Here is a 25,745-nt window from a genome sequence, read left to right as displayed (position 1 = left end):
ACAAATTTCAAAGGAGTTTTGAGGATGAGTATTTTAAAAACTGAACAATTAGTAAAAGTGTATGGTTCTAAAAAAAATCAACAAGAAGTATTAAAACAAATAGATATGACTGTAGAGAAAGGTGAATTCATTAGTATAATGGGGCCATCAGGTTCTGGTAAAACGACCCTTTTGAATGTTTTAAGTTCAATTGATTATGCTACGACAGGTCAAATTGAAATAAATGGCCATCTATTACAAAACATGAATAATAGACAAATGTCTAACTTCAGAAAAAAAGAATTAGGCTTTATATTTCAAGAGTATAATTTATTAAATACACTCACTGTACAAGAGAATATTATGTTGCCTTTAACGATTCAAAAAGTATCAAAAAAAGAGGCACAAATAAGATACGAAGAAATCAGTAAAGCGTTAGGTATATTAGATATCAAAGATAAATATCCAAGTGAAATTTCTGGTGGACAAAAACAAAGAACATCTGCAGCAAGAGCATTTATAGGACAACCATCGATTATATTTGCAGATGAGCCGACTGGTGCTTTAGATTCTAAATCTGCATCTGATTTATTGAATAAATTAAATCAAATGAATCAATCAACTCAATCTACAATCATTATGGTTACACATGATTCTGCAGCAGCTAGTTATTCAAATAGAGTTATTTTCTTGAAAGATGGAAAAGTATATTCTGAACTTTATAAAGGAGACGATGATAGAGAGACATTCTATAAAGAAATCATCAAAACACAAAGCGTGTTAGGTGGTGTTGTAAATGAGCTTTAATCAAATCGTTATTAAAAATTTAAGACGTAACATCCGTCATTATGGAATGTATCTCTTTTCAATAACGATGAGTGTAATGTTATTCTTTGGATTTGTTACGTTAAAGTATTCAGAAGATTTGAATGGTGTACAATCAGGTGTTAAGCCAGAAGCGGCTATAAAAGTTGGTATAACAATATTAACGGTGATTATCGTTATATTCCTACTTTATGCAAATAAATTATTTATTAAAAGAAGATCGAGAGAAATAGGCTTATATCAATTAATTGGTATGACAAAGCGTGAAGTTTTTAAAATATTTGCTTTAGAAAATTTTGTACTATATATGTTAACAGTCGTATTTGGTTCGTTTTTAGGTTTCTTCACTTCAAAAATATTATTAATGATTTTATATAAAATCATCGGCATTCAGCAAGAAGCACATTTAAACTTTAGTGGTGAAGCCTTTATCCAAACCATTATATTAATGGTTGTCATTTATTTAATAATTTCTCTTCAAAACATGATATTTATCAAAAGAAAAACAATTCTTAGCTTAATGAATGAATTTAATGCTACAGACACAAAAATTAAAAGAATTAAACTTTATGAATTAATTTTTGGAGCAATTGGTATTTTAATGATTATCGGAGGATATTATTTATCTAGCGTGATGTTTGATCAAATCGGAACAAAAGGTATGATGGGACTTTATGTGAACATGTTGGCGGTATTGTTCTTAACGATAGTAGGTGCTTACCTATTGTTTAGATGTTCAATATCACTCATATTCAATACAATACGCAAATATAAAAAAGGTATGCTCAGTGTTACAGATGTCGTTTCAACGTCATCAATCATGCATAAAATGAAAATAAATGCACTATCACTAACAATTATCGCAACGGTTTCAGCTATGGCGGTCGGACTATTAGCATTGAGCTATATCTCATATTACAATGTTGAAGAAACAGCTAGAACTACAGCACCAGATGATTATATTTTTGTAAATAAAGATGCAAATAATCAATTTAAAAAAGCTCTAAATGAAAATAATATACAATTTAAAGAGAAAAATTATAATGTAACACGATATGTAATTGATGATACTAAAGTGTTTGCAGGTGCTAACGATACGACAGGTAAATCATCTGACTTTCCAGCAACGGTTGCAAAATCTTCAGAATTTAAAGATATAGATTTAAAAAATAATGAAGTAGCTGTAGTAGGTTATAGTGATATTCTCGATAAAGTGATTAAAGTTAATGATGATGAACATATGTCATATAAATTGAATAATAAAACTAAGCAACTTAAAGTGAAGTCCATAAGTAAAGAATCTTATCTAGCCTCTATCATCACATTTAATTCACCAATCTATGTAGTTTCAGATGATACATTTGATCAAATGAAACAAAATGAAGTGAAAAATGATGATTATAATGAGCAATATGGACTTAATTTGAGTAACGATAAAGATATCAAAAAAGCTGAACAAATATTTGATAAACAAACAAATGATAACGATACTGCACTTTCATATCAAAAAATATATAAAGATTCAAAAAGTGGAATTGGCGTGATGCTATTCATTTTAGGGTTCTTAGGTATAGCATTTCTACTTTCAACTGGTTGTATCATTTACATTAAGCAAATCGATGAAACAGAGGATGAAACTTCAAATTATATAATCTTAAGAAAATTAGGTTATACATCTCAAGATATGTCTAAAGGTATCGCGTTGAAAATAGGGTTTAACTTTGCATTACCATTAGTAATTGGCTTAAGTCATGGCTATTTTGCAGCTAAATCAGCATGGTTCTTTATGGGGCAATCATTCTATACACCAGTGCTTATAGTAATGTCTCTATATTCTTTAATTTATATTTTGTTTGCTATCTTAGGTTATGTACATTCTAAACGAGTTATACAACGTGTATTATAAAAAAATCAGACTAATGCTTGCCATTAGTCTTTTTTTATGTTATAAAATACCAGTGTAAATAAACTGTTACAGAATGTTTACATATAAGATAAAAGATTAAAATTAAATTAATAAATAGTGGTCGAATTGATTTTGAAAGAGTACAATGAAAGAGTAATTACGTAAATTAAGATGTAAATTTTGGGAGGATTACTAATGTTTAATAAGAAAAAGGATAAGTTTGGTATTCAGTTAGAAGCTATAGCTGAGAATTTAAGCCGCGCATCAGTTGAATTTGGAGAAATGGATTTTGACTCAGAGTTCGACTTAAAAGCTTATTCAGATAAAATAAAAGCCTATGAGTCTAATGGTGATGATCTTATGCACCAAATGATCACTGATTTGAATCAGACATTCATTACACCGATAGAAAGAGAAGATATTTTAGAATTATGTGATGCATTAGATGATGTATTAGATGAAATGGAAGAAACTTCAGCGATGTTTGAAATGTACTCTATTAGTTATTCAGACGACTACATGGCAGAATTCGTTAAGAACATACAAGCCGCAATCAAAGAAATTGAAATAGCTGTAACTTTAGTAGCTGAAAAGAAATTCTCACATATTCGTGTTCATTCAATCAACATTAAAGAATATGAAACGAATTGTGATGTTATTTTAAGAGAATCTATCAAATACATTTTCAACAGTGAAACAGATCCAGTAACATTAATTAAAATTAAAGATATTTATGAATCATTAGAAGATGTAGCAGATAAATGTCAATTAGTAGCAAACAAATTAGAACAAATTATTATGAAAAATAGCTAAGGAGTTTTAAAAAATGGATAGTTTACTCATTATTACTGTAGCTATTGTTGTATGTGCATTACTTTTTGACTTTATTAATGGTTTTCATGACACAGCCAATGCAATCGCAACAGCAGTATCTACAAAAGCACTAAAGCCAAGACATGCAATTATATTAGCAGCGGTTATGAACTTTATCGGTGCGTTAGTCGCTACTGGTGTTGCTCAAACAATTGCCAAAGATATTGTAGATCCATTTAAATTAGAAAATGGTTCAATTGTGATATTAGCAGCTTTAATTTCGGCAATAGCATGGAATCTTATTACTTGGTACTTCGGGATCCCAAGTTCATCTTCACACGCATTAATAGGTTCAATTGCAGGGGCAGCTATTGCATCTGCAGGATTTGGAGTATTACATTACCAAGGATTTTCTAAAATTATACTAGCTTTAATCGCATCACCACTATTAGCATTTATAGTTGGTTTTACAGTATATTCTATATTCAAAGTAGTGTTTAAAAATAATAATTTGACTAAAACAAATAGAAACTTTAGATTTATACAAATTGGTACTGCAGCTTTACAAGCATTTTCTCATGGTACAAATGATGCTCAAAAAGCAATGGGTATTATTACAATGGCGCTTATTTCAGCAAATATGCAATCAACAACAGACATTGAGCTATGGGTTAAAGTAAGTTGTGCTACTGCAATGGGGCTTGGAACTGCAGTAGGTGGTTGGAAAATAATTAAAACTGTTGGTGGAAATATTATGAAAATACGTCCAGCTAACGGTGTAGCAGCAGATTTATCATCAGCATTTATTATATTTGGTGCTACTTTCATTCACTTACCAGTATCAACTACACATGTTGTATCTTCATCTATATTAGGTGTAGGTTCATCACAGCGCGTAAAAGGTGTGAAATGGACAACAGCACAAAGAATGATTATTACATGGATTATAACGTTACCAGTATCAATCTTACTTGCGTTTGTTATTTATCATATTTGTATGTTATTTGTATAAGAAATAAAATGATAAGAGGCTGGGACAATATATTTGTCTCAGCCTCATTTTGCTATTTTAAATCCGGTAAAAACGCACGAAGACTATTGAGATATCATGCGATTCACCCATATGATACTGTACCTACATACAAACAAAAAAGCCAGTTCACAATGTGAACTGGCTTTTTAAATATTAATGAATATATGAATAGTTATAAACTTGAGAAGCTGGTATTGTTCTATAATCAGTAACACCAGGTGCTGTATTGTAGTTAGTTTCTGAAACTAGTAAACTACCATCTGAATTAATAGATTCAACGTATGACACGTGACCATATTGTCCAGTTGTAGATTGCATAATTGAACCAACTGCAGGTGTGCTATCTACACGGAACCCGTCAGCTTGTGCAGCGCCAGCCCAATATTTTGCATCTCCCCAGTAAGTGCTAATTGCACTACCAGCTTGTGATCTACGGTCAAATACGTAATATGTACATTGTCCCCAGTCATATAAGTTTTGGTCATTGAACGATTGGCTACCACCAGTTTGAGATGGTTGCGTATTGTTAGATGGGGCAGTTGCTGTATCGCTACCACTTCCACCAGCAATTTTTAAGTTTTGACCTGGATAGATAATATAACCTTTTAAATTATTTGATTTCATAAGTTGGTCAACTGAAACACCGTGTTGTTGAGCGATTACATCTAATGAATCACCATTTTTAACTGTGTATGTAGAACCTGAAGTTGCTGTACTTTCTTGAGAGCCACTTCCTCCAGCTGAACTACTTCCGTTTACAGTAATGACTTGTCCTGGGAAAATCATGTTTCCTGAAATATTGTTACTAGATTTCAGTTGATCAACAGACACACCATATTCGTCTGCAATAATCCATAAAGATTCACCATTTTTTACAGTGTGTTGAGTTGATGCTTCTGCATCGTTGTGAGCTGCTATAGCTGCAACACCTGAAACTGCTGTTACTGCGAATGCAAATTTTTTCAAAGGCTTATCCTCCTCGTTATCTAAAAAATATAAAAACAGAATACTAATATATATAAATCCTTCGATAGATTTAATGGTAACAAAAATAACATTACATGTACTGTCTGTAATCACTTTGTAATAAAAACACAATAATTAGAACACGCTTTTATAATAAAAATTTAACTCACTAAAACGTGTTGTGAGCGTATCCAAATGCAATATGGTAAATTATGTATGTGAACTAAATGTTACAATTATGTAGAGACCTCACAATTGATATATAGCGTTATAACATGTAAAATGTTGGTATTACTTATAAAAAAGGAATGATTATGGATGAGTTATGAACATAATTATGGATCATATCAAGCTGATGACACACATGGTTCAGCAATTAGAAAAACTTGGCTATATTTCTTATACTATTGGGTGATTTTTGGTATTGGAACTTATTTAGGTCAATTTGTACCACCGGCATTACATCTTCCAATAACGATAGGATTATTTGTACTTATAATGCTCACACTATTTGTAAAATCATCTAGAAAATTTAGCGGTCTTATATCAAATGTCTTTGCTTTCTTAATAGGTATTATTTCATATACTTCCTTTATGTATTATTTAGGCACATTAGGAACTCAAGCATTTTATGGAAATATTGCATTAGCTATTGGTGCATTCGCAGCATTCGGAATTTTAGGTTATTTTATGATTGATGATGCATCAGGTTTAGGTGAATATTTATTCGTTACATTAATTGCACTTATTTTTGCGAGTCTTTTAGGTTTATTTTTGAATAACCCAATTTTTCATACAGTATTATCAGTAATTGGTATAGGTTTATTCTTACTATATACTGTTTACGACTTTAACCGTATGAAGTTAGGCAATTTTTCTCCAAGGGAAATGGGATTCAATTTATTTATCAATCTTCTTAATATCATTATGCACATATTACGACTCGCAAGTATTATTAAAGATTAAAATAGTTACTAAAGCGGCTGAAACAAATTAAATGTCTCAGTCGCTTATTATTTTTTGACCTGTAAACTTTGCCAGATTAGATCAATATTGTATAATAAGTATGTTAAATAACTCACTTTGAAAGAGAGATGGAATTATGGGACGTAAATGGAATAATATTAAAGATAAAAAAGCCCAAAAAGATAAAAATACAAGTAGAATTTATGCTAAATTTGGCCGTGAAATTTATGTAGCTGCTAAATCAGGTGAACCAGATCCTGAATCAAACCAAAATCTTAAATTTGTATTAGAAAAAGCTAAAACTTATTCTGTTCCAAAACATATTATTGATAAAGCCATTGAAAAAGCTAAAGGTGGATCAGAAGAAAATTATGATGAGCTAAGATATGAAGGATTTGGGCCAAGTGGTTCAATGCTAATTGTTGATGCATTAACTAATAATGTAAACCGTACAGCTAGTGATGTTCGTGCAGCATTCGGTAAAAATGGCGGCAATATGGGTGTGTCTGGATCAGTTGCATACATGTTTAATCATACTGCTGTATTTGCATTTAAAGGAAAATCTGTTGATGAAATTTTTGAACTTTTATTAGAAGAAGATTTAGATGTAAGAGATGTTGTTGAAGAAGAAGAGTTAACAATTGTCTATGCAGAACCTGATCAATTTTCACAAGTTCAAAATGTTCTTAAAGAAAATGGCGTAGAAGATTTTGAAGTTGCTGAACTATCAATGCTTGCTCAATCGGAAGTAACTTTATCAGAAGAAGATCAAGATACTTTTGAAAAGTTAGTAGATGCTATTGAAGATTTAGAAGATGTTCAACAAGTATTTCATAATGTAGATTTATAATAAGGAGTGCTTATGAATAAAGATAAATGGATTAATATGCTTGATTTAATGCCTCATCCTGAAGGTGGATATTATAAAGAAGTCATTAAATCAGAACAAACACTAAGTGATCATAACGCTTTATATACAAGTATTTACTTCTTATTAGAAAAGAACAATATATCTCATTTTCACAGAATACAATCAGATGAAGTGTGGTATTATCATGCAGGTCAAACGTTGACAGTGCATATGATACATCCAGATGGAAAGTATGAACAAGTTAACGTCGGACCTCATGTTGATAAAGGCGATGTATTGCAAGCGTTAGTACCTAAAGGCGTTATATTCGCTTCTACAGTTGAAGGAGACAATGACTATGCACTAGTAGGGTGTATGTGTTCACCAGGCTTTCAGTTTGAGAAATTCGAACTTTTCACACAAGATGAATTGTTAGAACAGTATCCACAACATGAAGAAGCAATTAAAAAATATGCATTTGAATCTATTAAGTAATCTATTATTAATAAAATGAAAAACGTTCAATTCGTATAATACGAATTGGACGTTTTTATGATTATTATAGTTCTCCATACACTTCTTTTGCAGTTTCAATAACGTAAGATAATTTTTTCCATTGATCTTCTTCAGAAAGGATATTACCTTCTTCTGTTGAAGCGAATCCACATTGTGGACTCAAACACAATTGTTCTTTTGAAACATATTTAGTAGCTTCATCTAATCTGTCTAAAATATTTTGCTTATTTTCTAATTCGCCTGTCTTAGAAGTGAAAAGACCTAAAACGATATAAGCATCATCTCTATTGAAATGTCTTAATGGTTCAAAGTCACCAGAGCGGTTATCGTCATATTCTAGGAAGAAACCTTGTAATTTCTCAGTGAATAAATCTTTAGCGATTGGCTCGTAACCACCTGTTATTGCCCACGATGATTGATAGTTACCACGACAAATATGAGTTGTGATAAGTAAATCTTCCGGCAAGTCTGCTAATGCATCATTGACTACTTTTGCTGCTAGTTTAATAGCTTCTTCTTTTTCTTCTGCAGTACGTTCTCTATTCTTAATTAGTTGTGTTGTTGCAGCTAACCCAGCCCAATATACATCGTCAATTTGTAAATAACGGCAGCCTAGGTCATAGAACTTAAGTATAGATTGGCGATAAGCTTCTGATACATCTTTAGCATATTCATAAATATCTGGATAAATTTCCTGATTTAAAATGTTTGGATGGAATAATTGATTAGGACTTGGAATAGAAACTTTGCTTGCAGCTCTACCATTTACTTTTTTGTGTAAATAATCAAAATGTTCAAAGTGTGGGTGTTCTGGATTAAATTTCACTTTACCTACAACTTTTACATCATGCTTTTTAGTTTCTACACCATTAAAAGTTAGCCCGATTTCTGGTTCGTAATCTTCAATACCTGTTAAATTCTCTAAGAAATCAAAATGCCAGTAAGAACGACGAAACTCTCCGTCAGTTATACTTTTTAATCCGACTTCTAATTGTTTTTCGATGATTTTATCAATTTCTTGGTCTTCAACTTTTTTTAATTCAGTTCCCGGAATTTCACCTTCTAAATATTGTTGACGTGCTTTTTTTAATGGTTCTGTTCTTAATAAACTGCCTACATGATCAGCACGGAAAGGTCTTAATGGTTCTGTCAATTTACTTCACTCCTATGTATATACTCTAAAAATTCTGAAAAATTTGATATTAATTAAAATTAACAAAGTAATACATCGGTGTCAATTAAATTTTGGTATAATTAGAATAAAAGGGGTGAATTAAACACTTGGCTAATAAAATAAAAAAAAATCAAAAGAAAAAAAGTAATTCAGTAAAAAGGAAAAAGAAAAATAATAAAAAGAAAAATAAATTTCAAAAAAAGCATTTATTATGGCTTGTATGCTTATTAGTGGTGCTTGTTATTGTCGTAAGTATTTTTCATGTGTTTAAAACTTTACCTCACGGAGTTTCCAAAATAAGTTCTGAAACTAAAACGAATCATGTTGAATTATTAACAGATGTCACTTATAAATCTGATAATAAAATGCATTATGAACATGAAATATTTGATAAAGTTAATGAAACAATAAATGAAGCTAATGACTTTATTATTATGGACATGTTTTTATTTAATAATTACAAAACTGGAGATAAAACATATCCAAATATAACGCATCGATTAACTCAATCACTCATTGCTAAAAAGAAAGAGAATCCAAATATTAGAATTATTGTCATTACGGATCCGATTAATTCATTCTATGGTTCTTATACACCGAGAAATATTAAGGCTTTAAAAGCAAACAACATAGATGTCCATTACACTGATCTAAGTAAATTGAGGGATTCTAATCCAATCTATTCAGGAACTTATAGAACGTTCTTTCAATGGTTTGGAAATAGTGAAAATGGTAAATTAAATAATCCTTTAAGCAGTGAAGGTCCTGATGTTACAGTAAGAGGCTATTTAAAAATACTAAATATGAAAGCAAACCATAGAAAGACACTTGTAACTGAAAAGCACGGTATGGTCTTATCAAGTAATCCACATGATCCGAGTGGATATCATCAAAATGTTGGTGTAAGAGTAACAGGACCCATTCAAAATGCAATCATTAAATCCGAAATAGCCGTAGCAAATATGAGCGGTGCACAATATTCAGCGAGTGACTTTAAGATTAACAATAATAGTTGGCGTGATGATGCAACATACTCAGTGCAACTAGCTACTGAAGGAAAAATTAAAGAACAAATTCTTAAAAATATAAAAAAATCACAATCTAAAGATCGAATTTCGATAGGCATGTTTTATTTATCCGATAGAGATGTAATCAACGAACTTATTAAAGCATCAAAAAGAAATGTGCAAATAAAGCTTATTTTAGATATTAATAAAGAAGCTTTTGGCAAAGAAAAACCAGGCGTACCAAATAAACCTGTAGCAAGTGAATTAGTAAATCGTTCAAAAGGGAATATTAAAGTAAAATGGGCATTAAGTAATGGCGAGCAATTTCATTCAAAATATTCATTGTTTGAACAACATGAAAACAAGAATGCTGCGATGATTTTAGGATCATCTAATCTAACACGTAGAAATATAGAAGATTATAACTTAGAAACAGACATCATAATTAAAGGTAAACAAGATGACGAAGCATTTACGAAACTATCTCAAAACTTTAATAAAGCATGGGATAATAAAAAATACACAATCACAGCACAATATGATGAATTTAAAGATGAATCATTGTGGAAGAGAGTATTGTATAGAATTCAAGAAAAAACTGGATTATCTAGTTTTTAATAGTTGGAAAGATAGAGACATCTATATTTACAAAAGTTGAAAGAAGTGTGAGCAAGGACATCCATATTCACACAAGTGGGAAGAAGTGTAAATGATTTTATAACAAAAAAGAGCAGAAATTCAATTTTAACAATGAATTTCTACTCTTTTTTATTATCTATTGATTTTAATAATATTACGATACATAATATCGGCCATCTTTTCTGGTGTTTCTTCACAACCATTTTTCAACCAGCTATATATAGAAGCTATTTGTCCGCCGACTGTGTAATCAAGAAAGTAGTTTACCTCTTCTAGTGTACCAAGACTATGAATCAACTTAGCAAATCTAGTTTTTAAGAGTGAAATAAAACTAATAATTAGTTCTCGCTCAGGATGTGTAACAAATACACTTGTAAAAAATCTTTGATGTTTAGCAATATAATAAAATACATTTGTAAAATATTGTTTTACGTATTTTCTTCTGTCATCAGGATTGTCTATAATAGAGCGTTCTATATTATCCATTAAAGTTTCATAATTCATCATATGGAATCTTTTTATTTCTTCGTAAGTTTCATATTTATCTTTAAAATGTGCATAAAAAGTAGAACGGTTAATACCACATTCTGCACACAACATTTTTATTGTTATTTCTTCAAAATGATAATGTTCTAATAAGTAAACCATATTACTCGTGATTAATTGCCTTGCATGTTTTTTCATATTTCACCTCGAATAATTACATAACTTATATTTTAACAAAAAGAGACGAAAATATACATTAATATTCCTTTTAAATATGAATATATTATGAATATTTATCTAACTTTTCTGTCATTTTAACCCGACAAATTTTTGGAATTTGTTGGTTTAATTTATTTTCATAGAGACGTATAATAAACAAATCATTGAAATATGGAGGAAATAGAGTAATGAAAAAAATAGTGCTTGTAAATGTTATCACTATAGTAATTTTAGTAGCAATCGGACTAGTAGGATTCCATTATTATAGTGAAGCAACAGATTATGTAAAGACAGAAAATGCAAAAGTAGACGGTGAGCAAATTAAGATTGCTAGCCCAGTTTCAGGTAACTTGGACAGCTTCGATGCTGAAGAAGGTAAAGAGTACGGTAAAGGCGATAAACTAGGAGAAGTTTCTGGTAAAGGTGAAGATGGACAATCTCAAACTATGGACATTAAAGCACCTTCAAAAAGTACTATCGTTAAAACTTCTGCAACAGAAGATAGTTTAGTTCAAGCAGGATCACCAATTGCATATGCATATAATTTTGATGATTTATATGTTACAGCAAATATTGATGATACAGACGTTGAAGATGTTGAAAAAGGACAGGCTGTTGACGTTTATATTGATGGCCAAGAAGCTAGTGTTAAAGGTAAAGTGTCTCAAGTTGGATTAGCAACAGCATCAAGTTTCTCAATGATGCCTTCATCAAATAGTAATGGAAACTATACAAAGGTGACACAAGTTGTTCCAGTGAAAATCACATTTGATTCTAAGCCATCAACAAATGTTGTTCCAGGAATGAATGTTGAAGTTCGAATCCATAAGAATTAAGGAGGGTGTATTATGACATCAACCTTTACGGTGGCTTATATAATTATTGCAATCCTTTTATGGGTTGGAATTAATGCATTTGTAGTAAAACGAAAAAAAAGCAAATCAGTTGCTAAAGATGTTTCAGATAATTCAAAAGTGAATGATGAAACTCAATTGAAATCAAAAGATGAAGACAACATCGATAAAAACAAACACACTCATATTGAAAAGATGGAAGAAGATAATGAACCGGCTAAAACAGAGACGGAGAAAACGACTTCTAACGATATGAAAACTGATGAACAAAATGATTCTAATGAAGAACATGAAGATTTATCAGACCGTGGTATGGAATTAAAAGATGATGAACCAATTAATGAACAAATTAAGAAAAATCATGTTAACTTCGTATACGGTAAAGGCATTTCAAGAAATAAAATTTTAGTTGCGATGATGTTTGGTATGTTTATCGCAATACTAAACCAAACATTATTAAACGTAGCTTTGCCTGTAATTAATAATGAATTTAGTATTTCTGCATCTACTGGTCAATGGTTAATGACAGGGTTCATGCTTGTAAATGGTATTTTAATTCCTATAAGTGCATTCTTAATTAGTAAGTATTCATATAGAAAATTATTCCTTATCGCAATGGTTCTATTTACGATTGGGTCAATAGTATGTGCCATTTCATTTAACTTCCCAATGATGATGACAGGTCGTGTCGTTCAAGCAATTGGTGCTGGTATATTAATGCCATTAGGTTCAAATGTATTTATGACAATTTTCCCACCAGAAAAACGTGGTGCTGCAATGGGTACTTTAGGTATCGCGTTTATTTTAGCACCTGCAATTGGTCCAACGTTATCAGGTTGGATCGTTCAGAACTATCATTGGAACATAATGTTCTATGGTATGTTTGCTATCGGATTAGTATCTATAATCATTAGTTTCTTCTGGTTCAAGATTTATCAACAAACATCTAATCCTAAACCTGATGTGCCAGGTATTGTATTCAGTACACTCGGCTTTGGTTTACTATTATACGGATTTAGTGAAGCGGGTAACGATGGTTGGACTTCATTAACAGTTTCTTTATCATTAGTTATCGGTCTAATCTTTACAATATTATTTGTTGTTCGTGAAGTTAGAATGAAAAATCCAATGCTTGATATGTCTGCACTGAAATATTCAGGGTTTACATTGACAACATTAATCAATGTGATTGTAACGATGAGTTTATTTGGTGGTATGATTTTATTACCTATATACTTACAAAATTTACGTGGCTTTTCTCCTTTAGATTCAGGTCTATTATTATTACCAGGATCACTTATTATGGGATTCATGGGTCCAATTGCTGGTAAAATGTTAGACTCATTTGGTATTAAACCATTAGCTTTAATTGGTTTAACAATAATGACAATCGCAACTTGGGAACTGACACAATTAAATATGGATACACCATATACAACAATATTAGTTATATATATCGTACGTTCATTCGGTATGAGTTTTATAATGATGCCGATTATGACTGCAGGTATGAATTCATTGCCTCAAAGACTTATTCCGCATGGTAATGCAATAAGTAATACTGTTAGACAACTAGCAGGGTCAATTGGTACAGCAATACTTGTAACAGTTATGACTCAAAATACGACTTCTCATTTAGCTAACATGTCAGATAACTTAGACTCAACTAATCCTATGATTCAAGAACAAGTTAAAGCACTTTCTGATTCAGTTGGTGGAGATGATGCTGGTAAATCTGTACTTATCGAATATTTAAATAAATTAGCAACTGTACAAGGTATCAACGATGCTTTCTGGATTGCTACATTATTTAGTGTTATTGCATTAATCTTAAGTTTATTCTTAAAAGATAAATCTCATTATTTATCTAAGGAATAGCAATGATTTCTAGAATTAAAAATATAAATTGGCTTTGTATTTTTAAATTATATATTAAAAATTAATTGTTAAAATACTACAAGTAAACGTCATGTTTCTTGTAGTATTTTTTTATAAATAAAAATTTAATTTAGAAAACCTATCTTGAATGCTTTGAATCGGGGCGAGTTTTTTATATAATGTAAAAAAGGAGTTGGTAACTTGTGAAAGTTAAGTATATTGACAAACGTCATTGGCGACGTCTCCTTAATCGCGAATATAAAGAAGTTGTACTGGATACGAATCACTTTAAAGGACTTGTTGGCTTAGTTACAATGGTACAGGTGAAGGAACCTTTAAAGGTTAATGTTGTAGGGAAAGAAATTACAGCTGCGGATAATGGTTATAAATGGATGCAGATCTTGCCAGAGAAAAAGCCGTATAGTATAACTGTAATGTATGACAAACAAAACAGACCAGTACAATACTATTTTGATGTGAATTTGAGGAATATCACTCAACTCGGTAATGCTAGAACGCTAGATTTATGTTTGGATGTGTTAGTAATACCGAAGACAGGTGAATATGAACTTGTTGATGAAGATGATTTAGAAAGAATGTTAAAAGAGAAAAAAATATCTAAAGCTCAATTTCATAAAGCATATGTAACGGCACATGAGATTATGTTTAAATTAGAAACTGACTTCAAGGGAATTGAAAAGAGAATCAGATATTGTTTTCATGAAATTATGAACGCAAAGTAATGAAACAACTATTTAATTGGATATATCTATAAATAAAAACGAGGATGCCTTTTATTAATGGCAATCCCCGTTTTTTAATTTTTATAAGAATATTAATGCTAATATTATTGCAACTGGTCCGACAACGAAACAATATTTACTAAAGATGCCGAGTTGACCACGTTCCATAATACCTTGTAACCATTTCAATGAGAAATAACTCGCTACAAGTGAAGCTACAAATGCAAATGCATATGAAATCATTAGTGATGTATCTGGAGGTGTTTCAATAATATCTTTAACGCCAAGTAAAGCCGTCCCAAGACTTACAGGTATATAAAGTAAGAATGAGAATTTAAACGCTGTTTTTTGATTCATCCCAACACCTAAAGCACCAACGATAGTGGCACCACTACGACTAATTCCAGGTATTAAAGCAACAGCTTGGAATAAACCTACAATTATGGCATCTTTAAGCGTTAAATCACCTTCTAATTTTTGGCCACGTTTATTTTTAATAAACCATAAGGCAATACCTGTTACGATAAGCATAAATCCTACCATGATTACACTTTTAGTATCACCAATTATATCCTTAAAGATAATGCCTAATACACCAGCTGGTATAGTGGCAATTACTAAATACATAGCAAGTTGAAAATTCTTTTTAACAGTTTCAGTACGATTGCCTTTAATATATTTTAATGTGTCGACAATTAATTCGATAATGTCTTTGCGGAATAATATAAGTACAGCAATCAATGAAGCGGTATTAACTACAATTTCAAATGTTAATCCTTCAGTATGTAATCCTAAAAATTCTTGTGCCATTACTAAGTGTCCGCTTGAAGAAATGGGTATGGGTTCTGTTATTCCTTGAAGTAAGCCAAGGAATATATATTTTATAATTTCTAAAAAGTTCATGATTTTATCCTTCCTATTTTATGTACATTCTCAACTATAACGAATTATAATTAGAGTTTCAATTTTAGAATTAAAAAAATTAATATTTCGGTCTAAAGTTGTAGTCGTGGTGCTTGAATTAAATCATGGTATAATAAAATGAAAGTAAGGAGTGTGTCATTTGAAAGTAGATGATTATAAGTTATTAGTAACATTAGAAGATGTAAAGACTTTGCGAAAAGCTGCAGACATTCTCTACATATCGCAGCCAGCAGTCAGTCAGAGATTGAAATCTATAGAAACCTTTTTTGGTATAGACATTTTTATAAGAACAAAAAAGCAGCTTATTACAACTAATGAAGGATCCTTAGTCATAGAACATGCAAGAAAAATGTTGAAAGAAGAACGTTTACTATTAGATAAAATTAGTTCGAAATTAGGAGAAGTAAACGGAAGCATTTCAATAGGTGTTTCTTCGTTGATTGGGCAAACAATTCTTCCACAAGTTATGGGGGAATATACGCATTTATATCCAAATGTAGATATACAATTACAAATTGGCTCTAGTGAACATATAAAACAATATCAAAATGACTTTCACATCATGGTAGTTAGAGGAAACGAAGTGATGAATGTTCAAAATGACCTTTTACTAAATGAACAACATTATTTTATTTATCCGAAAAGTAAAAAACAGGATTTACATCTATTACCAATGATTGAGTTTCAAGCAGAACCAATTTACTTAAAACAAATTGAAGAGTGGTATTCCGATTATTTACAACAAGAATACCACGCACTAATTAAAGTAGACCAAATAGCTACATGCAAAGAACTCTTATTAAATGGAGTAGGCGTAACAGTATTGCCAGAATTGGTAATAGGTGACATAGATACAGATAAATTTGAAATCAAGAAGTTAAATGTTATGCGTAAACCACTTACACGATCAACTTATATTTGTTATGAACATAATGTCTTACAGTTACCACAAGTTAAATCATTCATTGAAGTACTGAAAAATTATATTAATCAACTTGAAATAGGTAAGAAATAAAAGAAAGGCTGAGACAATTAATTTGTCCCAGCCTATTTATTTCTGAAGCCTTTATGTTTATGAAAGGCGCTTATATAATTTATTGAAAATATCACGTGTTTCTTCATTGATACCTTTGTGATTTAATATATATTCTATGCGCTCACGATTGCTACTATCTTTATAACGTGTTTCATTAAGCTCATAAATGGAAAGTTGTGGTTTACATGTATTTAATAATTTCATGTTATCATTCTGGGATACATAGCCTTCTTTGATTACTCGAAAATAGCATCCTGTTTTTAAATTGTCTGCCATACGTTTGACTAAATCTTTTATTCCATATCTTAAAGCGATTGTAGCACAAGGTTGTCTTGGACAAGAAACTTGAATGATGGCTTCACCAAGTTGATAAGTATCTCCAATATTTAAATCTTTTTCGGTTAAGCCAGACACTGTAATATTTTCACCAAAAATCGCATATTTGGGTAGTCGATCTATAATGTCATTCCAATAGGCATAGTTATCTTTACTGTAAAAACAAATAGCTTTTTCTGGACCACCATGACCTTTATATTGTTGTTGATCTTCAACGAATCCTGTTTTTGAAAGATACATTTTACTTTCGAAGGGTTCTTTAAAAATAGCAGTTTTTTTAGTCTTTTGATTGTTAAAAGTCACATCTTCGACTTTTCCAATTGAAATATAGTTCACTTTGTATTCCACTACAATATCCCCTTTAATTATATTTAGTAATGATTTTACATGTTTGTGATAAATATATCAATTAAGCGTTGACGTAATAGGTGTTTAGCATTAAAGTACAAACATATAATAAAAATATAGGAAGTTGTGAATTCATGTTTTTGAAATTATTTCAAATAAAAAATTATAAGCTCTTTACAGTTAATATGGGCTTATTAGGAATGGCTATTGCTATAACGGTTCCTTTTTTAGTATTGTATGCGACTCAGCAATTAGGGATGTCTAAAGGACAGTACGGTTTATTAATGGCGCTTGCAGCTAGTGCATCATTTACTGTGAACTCTATTGTTGCAAGATTCTCTGATAGTGGAAAAATTAATCGTAAATATCTCATCATCACCGCTTTAATAATGGGGGCGTTATGTTTCTCGATTTATTTCTACATACATACTATATGGCTGTTCATCGCTTTATATGCGATGTTTCAAGGGCTTGCTGCACCTGCAATGCCTCAAATGTATGCCTCAGCACGTGAATCTATAAATGAATCTGCTTATAAAGATAGAAGTATATTTGCCAATACTGTTCTACGTTCTACATTTTCATTAGGGTTTTTATTTGGTCCATTAATCGGAACATTATTACTTAGCATATTTGGGTATGATGGTTTATTTGGTGGAACGATGACATTATTTTTAACAGTTTTAGTTTTATTAATTATTTTTTATAAAGAACCTAAGAAAATTATCAATAATGCAATTGGAAACTTTCCTGAAAAGAAAGCTCCAAACTTAGTAAAAGAACCTACATTATTGATACCATTTTTAGCATTTATTTTATTACATGTTGGACAATGGATGTATACTTTAAATATGCCTTTATATGTAACGGAATATTTGAAAGATGATGAGTCGCATGTAGGGTATTTAGCAAGTCTATGTGCAGGTTTAGAAGTACCTTTCATGATTATATTAGGTATTATAGCAAGTAAATTTAAAACTAAGACACTACTTATGGTCGGAGCAATATTCGGATTCGGTTATTACTTTAGTATAGGTGTGTTTGATAGTTTCCAAGCAATGTTAATTGGTCAATTAGCATTAGCATTTTTCTTAGCAATTTTACTTGGATTAGGAATCAGTTATTTCCAAGACATTTTACCAGAGTTTCCTGGATATGCATCAACATTGTTTGCTAACGCTATGGTAATAGGTCAGCTAGGCGGAAATTTACTCGGTGGTGTGATGAGTGATATAGTAGGTCTAGGAAATGTGTTCTTCGTTTCAAGTTTATCAATAGGATTAGCATTTATATTATTAATTTTTACAGTAGAACATGTAACACATAATAACGTTAAAACAAGTTAGGAGTAAAATAATGACAGCAATAAGTTGGATATTAATTATACTAATGTTTGTAATTGCCTTTGTTGGTTTAATCAAACCAATTATTCCATCAGTACTATTTTTATGGGTAGGCTATTTTATATATCATTTTGCAATTGATTCAAGTAAATTATCGTGGATCTTCTGGACTGTAATGGTAGTACTTACTATATTTATGATACTTTCAGATATCATAATGAATAGCTATTTCGTTAAGAAATTCGGTGGATCTAAACTAGGAGAAACAATGGCAGCAGTCGGTGTAATAATAGGTTGTTTCGTGTTTCCACCATTTGGTATCATCATCGTACCTTTCGTATTAGTATTTGTTACTGAGATGATTCAAAAAAATGATATTTCAGCAGCTACGAATGCAAGTATCGGTTCATTACTTGGTTTCTTAACCAGTTCTATAGCCAAAGCCTTAATCATGCTCGTTATGGTTGTATGGTTCTTTATTGATATAATCTTTTAAAGAGAATCCCCCGATTCGTTGGAATGCCAACAAATCGGGGGATTTTTAATAGTTATATTTAAGTTGAAGGATTATTTTTTAGGGACAAAATTCAGAGAAATGTCCGTAAGAGGTAGTGTTAGGGACATAATTCCGAGAATTGTCCGTAAGAATTAGTCGCTAAGGAGCACAATTCAGAATTATGCCAGTAAGAACAATCTAAGGAGCACAATTCGTAATTCTGCCAGTTAGCGCAATCTAAGGAACACAACCTAAGAATCATACATAAAGAACAGAGCAAACACCAGGATGCCAGGTGTTTGCTCTGTTCTTACTATTTACTATTTTTCCATATCATGTTCTATTTCTTCTTTAGTTTCTCCGCTTTCTTCTAGTACCATTTTGCGATCGTACATTTTAAAGAATGGGAAATAAATTATTACGGATACTGTTATATTAATTAGGACGAGTACGATTGCTCGCCAGTCTCCTCCTGTTGCTAAGTATGCACCGATTGGAGCTGGCAGTGTCCATGGTGCCATTACGCTTGTTGCATTGACGAGTCCGAGTAATGTTGCGAAATAAGTTATGATGGTTAAAACGATAGGGATTATGATAAATGGAATAACCATTATTGGGTTTAGTACTATTGGCAATCCAAATATTACGGGTTCGTTTATATTAAATAAAGATGGTATAGAAACGGCTTTACCAAATTTTTTCAAGAACTGAGATTTCGCAAATAATAATATACATATAACAAGTCCTAATGTTGCTCCTGCTCCTCCAATCCATACAAACCACTGGAAGAATGTTTCTGGTGCTATATGTGGTAATGGTTCTCCTGCTGCATGTGCTTCTGCGTTTTTAGCTAAATATACTTCCCACAACGGACGTTCAATCGTACCTACAATTGACATACCGTGAATACCAAATGCCCAAAAGAATGTTGTTAAGAATACTGGTACTAATACACCAGGTAATGTATCACCTGCAAATACGAGAGGCCCTACAATTTTATCTACAAGTGTATGTAAATCGAGTTGAAATACAACTGTAATCACACTCATTGCACCGAGTACGATGACTACTGGTATTAACGACTCAAAAGAGCGACTAACGGATGGCGGTACTTGAGGTGGCATTTTAATGGTGATGTTTTTATTTTTACACAATCTGTATGTTTCTACTGAAAAAATTGCTACAAACATCGCGACGAATAATCCATGGCCACCTAAGTTGGTCATTGGTAAGACGAATCCTAATTCTTTATCCATTGTTGGCGCAATAGTTAATAAAAATGCTGCTGTAGAAAGCTGTGCTGCTGACAATGGATCTAAATCATAGGACTTTGCGAGATTGTAACCTATCCCAAAGACAATGTATAAACTCATAATGAACATGGTCATTCTATAAGGAATTAAAATTTGTTCTGCATGTTCAGTTGCCCACTGAGTTACTGCCCATGATTCAGGTAACGGTGGAGTTGCAAATATTAAAAAGAATGAACCGAAAATAATGAATGGGAGTGCCGAAATAACCCCGTCACGTATAGCGAGTAAATGACGTTGATTTGAAAGCTTTGTCATTGGACCAGAAAGTTTTCCTTCTATCCAAGTAGCAAAGTTATTCATAAAATTCCCCCTTTGTTTGTAAGCGCTTCGATTTTGTTATAGTATAAACTAAATAGATTAAATATTCAAAATAATATAAAAATAAATATATTACGAATGGAAGTGATTTCTATGAGGCGTTTAGGTATATCTTTGTATCCTGGAAAATCTAAAGAATCTGAGGATTTAAATTATATTGATAAAGCACATGAGCATGGTTTTACACGAATTTTTACGAATTTATTGCAATTAACTGATGATAATAAATCGACTTTATTACCTATCATTGAAAAAACGATTCGTTATGCTAAAAGTTTAGACTTTGAAATATTTATAGATGTAGCACCAAGAACTTTTAAAGTCCTCGGTATTGAACCTAATGACTTATCTTTTTTTAATGATCTAGGTGTTGATGGAATAAGGCTTGATGAAGGTGTAGGCGCAAAATTAACAAGTGATATGACGTATAATCCATATGACATAATGATTGAATTGAACATGAGTGTCATGAATCACTATATAGATAATGTAATGGACTTTGAACCAAATCGAGCTCATTTAGTAGGATGCCATAATTTTTATCCTCATCGATATGCTGGTATATCTGAAGCATTCTTTTTAGAAGGTAGTAAAAAATTCAAAAAATATGGTCTTAGAACAGCAGCATTCGTTTCAAGTGAAGAAGCTGACTTTGGACCATGGCCAGTTACAGAAGGATTGCCAACTTTAGAAGAACATAGAGGAATCCCCGTTTCTACACAAGCACAATACTTATGGGCAACTGATCTCATTGATGATGTGATTATAAGTAATTGTTATCCATCAGAAGAAGAATTAAAAAGACTGAGTTATTTAAAAAATGAAGCAATCACGTTTGATGTAAAGATATTTGATGATATTACGGAATTAGAAAGAAAAATAGTTATCGAAGAACCACATTTTTATAGAGGTGATGTAAGTGACTATATGATTCGTTCAACTCAAAGTCGTGTGAAATATAAAGCAGAATCATTTCCCGTTCATCATACAACCGCTATTAAAAGAGGTGACATCTTAATAGATAACGAAGAATATGGACAATATAAAGGGGAACTACAAATTGCTTTAAAGCCTATGATAAATACAGGTAAAGTAAATGTAATTGGTAGAATTGCACCTCATGACTTACAATTGCTCAATTATTTGAAACCATGGGCGTTCTTTAAATTTAATATTCAGGAGATGAAATAAATGAAAAAAATATTATTAGTTTGTTCAGCAGGTATGTCGACAAGTATGTTAGTGAAAAAGATGCAAGAGGCAGCAGAAAATGAAGGTAAAGATTATGAAGTCGAAGCTTTAGCCTTATCAGAAGCGGAAACAAAGGTTGATGATGTAGATGTTATTCTACTTGGACCACAAGTGAGATTTCAAAAAGCACAAGTTGAAAAAGTAGCTAATGGTAAAGTGCCGGTAGACGTTATAGATATGCAACAATATGGCATGATGGATGGAGAGCGTGTCTTAAAACATGCTGAAAGCTTAATGAAGTAAGGTGATATTATGGAAAAATACGAACAAATTGCTTTTCAAATCATAACTAATGTTGGTATGGCAAAGAGTAGTTATATGCAAGCAATTAATGAAGCTAAATCTGGAAAATTTAAAGAATCCGAAGATTTAATTAGTGAAGGTAATCAATTTTTAATTGATGGTCATAAAGTGCATAAAGATTTAATACAAGCAGAAGCTAGTGGTGAAACAGTACCGATGACGCTCTTATTAATGCATGCTGAAGATCAGCTTATTTCAACTGAAATTATTAAAGAAATGGCAAAAGAATTAATATATGTACATCAAAATTATGTAAAAAAATAAATGTCATAGTTAAAATATATATTTCAGGGTAAAAGAACGGTAATAAAATAAAGGAGTATATACAATGGCGAATAGAATACTAGCAATTACAGGTCCAACATCAGGAATAGGTGAATCAACAGTTAAAGAGTTAGCCAATGACTATGACATTATTATTTTATTGTGTAGAAATATAGACAAAGGTGAACATTTAAAATCACTTTTAATAGCAGAACATAAAAAAATAAATGTAGAAGTAATAAAATGTGACTTATCTAATTTAGCCAATGTAATGAAAGCCGCTACTCAAATACTAGATCAATATCCATACATTGATTGTTTAATTAATAATGCAGGTGTCGTTTCATTAACAAGACAAAAAACTGTAGATGGTTTTGAATTAATGTTTGGTACAAATTATTTAGGTCACTTTTTATTAACACATATTTTATTTGAATCTATAATGAGAAGCCATGATAAACAAATTATAATTGTATCTTCTGGGGCATATAAATATGCTCATATAGGACGTCATAATTTCAAATATCCATTGAGATTTAATCCGATTAAATCTTATAGCAGATCTAAGCTAGCTACATTGTATTTCATGCAAGAATTATACGAGCAGTTTCATCATCGTGGATTGAATGTAACAGCTGTCCATCCAGGCGCTGTCTCCACTAACTTAGGAAAAACTAAATATAATCATAGATTTGGGGATTTAATTTATAAAATGTTTGACTCTATGTTTATTTCACCTAGAGAAGGTGCAATGTCTACAATTAAAGTAACGAAAGATAAATCTTTATTTAATGGAGCATATGTATATGAAGGAAAAGTCACTGAATTAGAAAATCAAGGGCTTAATTATTATGACCGTAAAAGATTGATTAGAGAGACTTTAGAAGCATTGCAATTAGACCAATTTATGTATTTGAGCACAAATTAATAGTGAATGCGTTTACATTGAATATATGCTACTCAATTCATTGTTTTATTGCAAATTAAATTTTATAATAGTTGTTATTGTTAGAATATTTCCAATATTAATAAAGGGATGAGATACATGAGTAAGCATTATATTTTATTAGCGGATTGCAAAGATGAAATTGGTATTACATCACTAATATCAACAATTATAAAAGAAACAAATTCAAATATATTTCATTTAGATCATTATACTGATGTTCAAGAAAATGAGAATCACTTATATCTACGCATTGAATTTGATAAAAATGATGAAGTGAAATCAATTTTAGAAAAAGAACTAACAACAAGAAATATTAATTTTCAAATTTTTGACGCTGAAGAAAAAGTGAAAACGGCGGTATTAGTTTCTAAAGAAGATCACGCGTTAAGTGAAATTATATTACGCGCAAATCGTCAAGAATTCCCAATAGAAATAAGCTGTGTTATTAGTAATCATGAAAATAACCGTAAATTTGTTGAAGATATGGGAATACCTTTCCACCATGTAAAAGTGACTAAAGAAACAAAACGTGAAAGTGAAGATGAAATTTCGAGAATAAGTGATAGTTACGGAGTGGATTTACTCGTACTAGCTAAGTATATGCAGATTTTATCAGAAGTCTTTGTTGAAAGGCATCATCTAAAAATTATTAATATTCACCATTCATTCTTGCCATCATTTATTGGTGCAAATCCTTATAAACAGGCTTATACAAGAGGTGTCAAATTAATAGGAGCTACAAGTCATTATGTTACAGAAGATTTAGATGCTGGTCCAATCATTGAACAAGATGTTGTAAGAGTTAATCATCGATATTCAGCACAAGATATGAAAAATACTGGTAGACATGTGGAGTCTCAAGTATTAGCAAGAGCAGTACAGTGGCATTGTGAACACAAAGTGATTGTAAACGGAAATAAAACAGTCGTATTTACCTAAATACTTGTTAGCAGTGAGTATATTTGCTCACTGCTTTTTAAATTGTATAATATAGATAAAGTAAAATGAAAATTGGTGTGAATATAATGATTAAAACTTATTATTGTAATTCAAATAATGAACTAAAAGAAACGACATCACCAAAAGATATTGCAGAAGACAAAAAATGGTTATGGGTTGATTTAAACGAACCTACAGAAGAAGAGGCAAAAGTATTAGTAGATTATTTTGATTTTCATGAATTATCCATTGAAGATGCGACGCTTGTTCAACAAAGACCCAAATTCAAACAATATGATGATTATCAGTTTGTTGTGTTCCATGCGTTAGATTTAAAAACACTTGAAGCTGAAGAAGTTGATATTTTTATTGGCGATGATTTTATTGTGACTTATCATAAAGAACGCTTTGAAGAAATAGATACTGTTAAAAGAAAGTTGTTTAATCAAACAATCAATTTGGAAGAGCCAAAAGATATTTTGTTAAATTTGCTAGATGATATAGTAGATAATTATTTCCCATTTATTTACGATATTGAAGATAAAGTATTTAATTTTGAGGATCGTCATAATATAGATATTTCAACGAAGTCTTTAATAGATGATACTTTTGATTTAAGGCAAGAGTTGTTAATTATTAAACGAACTGTTCAACCAATGAGAGATTTGGTATATCGAATGAGAGAAGGTAAAGTATTACATCTAAATGAACAGCAATTTCTATATATTACACATATTAATGATCATCTTATCAAGCAAATGGAAATGGTTGATTCTTCGAGAGAAATGACAAGTGACATACGTGATAATTACATTTCTCTAAACTCATTTAAAATGAACAATATTATGAAAATCTTAACGATATATTCAGTAGTGTTTATGCCTTTAACTTTGATTGCAGGGATATACGGAATGAACTTTACAAATATGCCTGAGCTTAGTTGGCACGACGGATATTATATCGTTCTAATTATTATGGTCATCATTGCGTTTATAATGTTAACTGTTTTTAAAAGAAAGAAATGGTTTTAGGTATAGTAGTTATGTTGTATAAAAAAATATAATCATAGAA

Annotated in this window: 26 protein-coding genes; 20 read left to right on the top strand and 6 right to left on the bottom strand. The window is 31.1% G+C overall.

The window, feature by feature from the left end; genetic code table 11:
• The first annotated feature begins 24 nt into the window (after window positions 1–24).
• From LQ609_RS06305 to LQ609_RS06290, 4 genes are all read left to right on the top strand, one after another.
• Window positions 25–786 carry an ABC transporter ATP-binding protein gene (locus tag LQ609_RS06305; RefSeq protein ID WP_107509170.1) on the top strand — a complete coding sequence of 254 codons (762 nt, stop codon included), beginning with the start codon at window positions 25–27 and terminating at the stop codon, window positions 784–786.
• A complete protein-coding gene (locus LQ609_RS06300) occupies window positions 776–2,710 on the top strand; it encodes an ABC transporter permease (RefSeq protein ID WP_208143585.1) in 1,935 nt (644 codons plus the stop codon). The genes LQ609_RS06305 and LQ609_RS06300 overlap by 11 nt, the downstream gene beginning before the upstream one ends.
• A 195-nt stretch (window positions 2,711–2,905) precedes the next feature.
• Complete coding sequence (locus tag LQ609_RS06295) at window positions 2,906–3,523, top strand: DUF47 domain-containing protein (protein ID WP_078357077.1); 618 nt, start codon at window positions 2,906–2,908, stop codon at window positions 3,521–3,523.
• Window positions 3,524–3,536: 13 nt separating this feature from the next.
• Window positions 3,537–4,535 carry an inorganic phosphate transporter gene (locus LQ609_RS06290; RefSeq protein WP_078357076.1) on the top strand — a complete coding sequence of 333 codons (999 nt, stop codon included), beginning with the start codon at window positions 3,537–3,539 and terminating at the stop codon, window positions 4,533–4,535.
• A gap of 174 nt (window positions 4,536–4,709) precedes the next feature.
• On the opposite strand, the gene LQ609_RS06285 is transcribed toward LQ609_RS06290, so the two are convergent.
• Window positions 4,710–5,522 carry a LysM peptidoglycan-binding domain-containing protein gene (locus LQ609_RS06285; RefSeq protein ID WP_078357075.1) on the bottom strand — a complete coding sequence of 271 codons (813 nt, stop codon included), beginning with the start codon at window positions 5,520–5,522 and terminating at the stop codon, window positions 4,710–4,712.
• A 318-nt stretch (window positions 5,523–5,840) separates the two neighbouring features.
• Here LQ609_RS06285 and LQ609_RS06280 point away from each other — a divergent pair, with 318 nt between their 5' ends.
• The 3 genes from LQ609_RS06280 to LQ609_RS06270 all read left to right on the top strand — a co-directional run bounded on the left by LQ609_RS06280 (window position 5,841) and on the right by LQ609_RS06270 (window position 7,833).
• Window positions 5,841–6,488 (top strand): Bax inhibitor-1/YccA family protein, encoded by a 648-nt coding sequence (locus LQ609_RS06280; RefSeq protein ID WP_239734452.1) that lies wholly within the window; start codon window positions 5,841–5,843, stop codon window positions 6,486–6,488.
• Between the two features lie 136 nt (window positions 6,489–6,624).
• Complete coding sequence (locus tag LQ609_RS06275) at window positions 6,625–7,338, top strand: YebC/PmpR family DNA-binding transcriptional regulator (RefSeq protein WP_078357073.1); 714 nt, start codon at window positions 6,625–6,627, stop codon at window positions 7,336–7,338.
• A 12-nt stretch (window positions 7,339–7,350) separates the two neighbouring features.
• The gene (locus LQ609_RS06270; protein ID WP_078357072.1) at window positions 7,351–7,833 is read left to right on the top strand and encodes a cupin domain-containing protein; all 483 of its coding nucleotides are present in this window, start codon (window positions 7,351–7,353) and stop codon (window positions 7,831–7,833) included.
• A gap of 64 nt (window positions 7,834–7,897) precedes the next feature.
• Here LQ609_RS06270 and LQ609_RS06265 read toward each other — a convergent pair whose 3' ends face one another.
• Window positions 7,898–9,007: a 5-methyltetrahydropteroyltriglutamate--homocysteine S-methyltransferase gene (locus LQ609_RS06265; RefSeq protein ID WP_239734451.1), complete on the bottom strand. Its 1,110-nt coding sequence runs from the start codon at window positions 9,005–9,007 to the stop codon at window positions 7,898–7,900.
• A gap of 128 nt (window positions 9,008–9,135) precedes the next feature.
• Between LQ609_RS06265 and LQ609_RS06260 the strand changes: the two genes are divergently transcribed.
• Entirely contained in the window at window positions 9,136–10,653 is a 1,518-nt protein-coding gene (locus LQ609_RS06260; RefSeq protein ID WP_239734450.1) for a phospholipase D-like domain-containing protein, read from the top strand.
• A 153-nt stretch (window positions 10,654–10,806) separates the two neighbouring features.
• On the opposite strand, the gene LQ609_RS06255 is transcribed toward LQ609_RS06260, so the two are convergent.
• A complete protein-coding gene (locus tag LQ609_RS06255) occupies window positions 10,807–11,358 on the bottom strand; it encodes a TetR/AcrR family transcriptional regulator (protein ID WP_078357069.1) in 552 nt (183 codons plus the stop codon).
• 209 nt (window positions 11,359–11,567) lie between these two features.
• Here LQ609_RS06255 and LQ609_RS06250 point away from each other — a divergent pair, with 209 nt between their 5' ends.
• The 3 genes from LQ609_RS06250 to LQ609_RS06240 all read left to right on the top strand — a co-directional run bounded on the left by LQ609_RS06250 (window position 11,568) and on the right by LQ609_RS06240 (window position 14,854).
• The gene (locus tag LQ609_RS06250; RefSeq protein WP_078357068.1) at window positions 11,568–12,215 is read left to right on the top strand and encodes an HlyD family secretion protein; all 648 of its coding nucleotides are present in this window, start codon (window positions 11,568–11,570) and stop codon (window positions 12,213–12,215) included.
• A 12-nt stretch (window positions 12,216–12,227) separates the two neighbouring features.
• Window positions 12,228–14,111 (top strand): DHA2 family efflux MFS transporter permease subunit, encoded by a 1,884-nt coding sequence (locus LQ609_RS06245; RefSeq protein ID WP_078357067.1) that lies wholly within the window; start codon window positions 12,228–12,230, stop codon window positions 14,109–14,111.
• 203 nt (window positions 14,112–14,314) lie between these two features.
• On the top strand, window positions 14,315–14,854 hold the full coding sequence (locus LQ609_RS06240; protein ID WP_078357066.1) for a ribonuclease FAU-1 family protein: 540 nt from the start codon (window positions 14,315–14,317) through the stop codon (window positions 14,852–14,854).
• An 81-nt stretch (window positions 14,855–14,935) separates the two neighbouring features.
• On the opposite strand, the gene LQ609_RS06235 is transcribed toward LQ609_RS06240, so the two are convergent.
• Window positions 14,936–15,757: an undecaprenyl-diphosphate phosphatase gene (locus tag LQ609_RS06235; RefSeq protein WP_078357065.1), complete on the bottom strand. Its 822-nt coding sequence runs from the start codon at window positions 15,755–15,757 to the stop codon at window positions 14,936–14,938.
• Between the two features lie 160 nt (window positions 15,758–15,917).
• Between LQ609_RS06235 and LQ609_RS06230 the strand changes: the two genes are divergently transcribed.
• Window positions 15,918–16,793: a LysR family transcriptional regulator gene (locus LQ609_RS06230; protein WP_078357064.1), complete on the top strand. Its 876-nt coding sequence runs from the start codon at window positions 15,918–15,920 to the stop codon at window positions 16,791–16,793.
• Between the two features lie 57 nt (window positions 16,794–16,850).
• On the opposite strand, the gene LQ609_RS06225 is transcribed toward LQ609_RS06230, so the two are convergent.
• Window positions 16,851–17,498 carry an MOSC domain-containing protein gene (locus LQ609_RS06225; RefSeq protein WP_239734449.1) on the bottom strand — a complete coding sequence of 216 codons (648 nt, stop codon included), beginning with the start codon at window positions 17,496–17,498 and terminating at the stop codon, window positions 16,851–16,853.
• A 134-nt stretch (window positions 17,499–17,632) separates the two neighbouring features.
• Here LQ609_RS06225 and LQ609_RS06220 point away from each other — a divergent pair, with 134 nt between their 5' ends.
• Window positions 17,633–18,844 (top strand): sugar efflux transporter, encoded by a 1,212-nt coding sequence (locus LQ609_RS06220; protein ID WP_078357062.1) that lies wholly within the window; start codon window positions 17,633–17,635, stop codon window positions 18,842–18,844.
• 10 nt (window positions 18,845–18,854) lie between these two features.
• Window positions 18,855–19,337 (top strand): DUF456 domain-containing protein, encoded by a 483-nt coding sequence (locus LQ609_RS06215; protein WP_078357061.1) that lies wholly within the window; start codon window positions 18,855–18,857, stop codon window positions 19,335–19,337.
• Between the two features lie 320 nt (window positions 19,338–19,657).
• On the opposite strand, the gene LQ609_RS06210 is transcribed toward LQ609_RS06215, so the two are convergent.
• Window positions 19,658–20,950: a PTS sugar transporter subunit IIC gene (locus LQ609_RS06210; RefSeq protein WP_107509176.1), complete on the bottom strand. Its 1,293-nt coding sequence runs from the start codon at window positions 20,948–20,950 to the stop codon at window positions 19,658–19,660.
• A 111-nt stretch (window positions 20,951–21,061) separates the two neighbouring features.
• On the opposite strand from LQ609_RS06210, the gene LQ609_RS06205 reads away from it, so the two are divergent.
• From LQ609_RS06205 to corA, 6 genes are all read left to right on the top strand, one after another.
• Window positions 21,062–22,159: a DUF871 domain-containing protein gene (locus LQ609_RS06205; protein ID WP_239734456.1), complete on the top strand. Its 1,098-nt coding sequence runs from the start codon at window positions 21,062–21,064 to the stop codon at window positions 22,157–22,159.
• Window positions 22,160–22,462, top strand: a complete 303-nt coding sequence (locus LQ609_RS06200) for a PTS sugar transporter subunit IIB (protein ID WP_078357058.1) — start codon at window positions 22,160–22,162, stop codon at window positions 22,460–22,462.
• 9 nt (window positions 22,463–22,471) lie between these two features.
• Window positions 22,472–22,786, top strand: a complete 315-nt coding sequence (locus tag LQ609_RS06195) for a PTS sugar transporter subunit IIA (RefSeq protein WP_078357057.1) — start codon at window positions 22,472–22,474, stop codon at window positions 22,784–22,786.
• Between the two features lie 64 nt (window positions 22,787–22,850).
• Window positions 22,851–23,714, top strand: a complete 864-nt coding sequence (locus LQ609_RS06190) for an SDR family NAD(P)-dependent oxidoreductase (protein WP_208143589.1) — start codon at window positions 22,851–22,853, stop codon at window positions 23,712–23,714.
• Between the two features lie 117 nt (window positions 23,715–23,831).
• On the top strand, window positions 23,832–24,674 hold the full coding sequence (purU, locus tag LQ609_RS06185) for a formyltetrahydrofolate deformylase (RefSeq protein ID WP_078357055.1): 843 nt from the start codon (window positions 23,832–23,834) through the stop codon (window positions 24,672–24,674).
• A gap of 86 nt (window positions 24,675–24,760) precedes the next feature.
• Window positions 24,761–25,705, top strand: coding sequence for a magnesium/cobalt transporter CorA (gene corA, locus LQ609_RS06180; RefSeq protein ID WP_078357054.1), 945 nt, complete (start codon window positions 24,761–24,763; stop codon window positions 25,703–25,705).
• Window positions 25,706–25,745 lie beyond the last annotated feature (40 nt).

Source organism: Mammaliicoccus sp. G-M28 (assembly GCF_022386595.1).
GTDB classification, from domain to species: domain Bacteria; phylum Bacillota; class Bacilli; order Staphylococcales; family Staphylococcaceae; genus Mammaliicoccus; species Mammaliicoccus fleurettii.
Note: the sequence above shows the minus strand (reverse complement) of the source record. Positions and strands in the feature narration are given on the sequence as shown.